Source organism: Mesorhizobium sp. M8A.F.Ca.ET.202.01.1.1 (genome assembly GCF_004791595.1).
In the GTDB taxonomy this organism is placed as follows: domain Bacteria; phylum Pseudomonadota; class Alphaproteobacteria; order Rhizobiales; family Rhizobiaceae; genus Mesorhizobium.
Genome location: NZ_SRUN01000091.1, coordinates 1 through 404, shown reverse-complemented (window position 1 = coordinate 404; position 404 = coordinate 1). Strand labels below are relative to the sequence as shown.

General features: G+C 59.2%; 1 pseudogene. It reads right to left on the bottom strand.

Features of this window, described 5'->3' with window-relative positions:
- Positions 1–404: pseudogene (locus EN845_RS33975) on the bottom strand (hypothetical protein); the annotation flags it as partial.

Sequence of the window (404 nt, the reverse complement as noted above, 5' to 3'; positions counted from 1 at the left end):
GCGCTGTCTGAGTGATATCGTCGGGGACCGGACGTGAGGCCGTTTCCTTGGCCCATTGCTGCCATGACCCGTAGATTCCTGGAAAGAAGAACTCCCAGAATTCCGCCTTGTTGTGGCCTGGATAGAGTCGGTCGAAGGTCTGCGCCTGGTCCGTATAGGGTACCGTCCTGAAGATCGGCCGTTCCTTTGGACCAATATAGTACATCTGGAGTTTTGGCGATCCGCTGGCCATGAGGGTCGGCGCGACGAGATCGATCACGGTACTGTCTTCTATTTCCCGCTGAACGCTGGGCAGCGGAGTGTGGTCAGCGCCCAGCAGGTAGCCCCAGACGTTTATCACGGAAGGCGTGCCCGGCAGGTTCTGCGCCCAATCGCCCTGCGCGTCATAGACGACCTTCACCGAC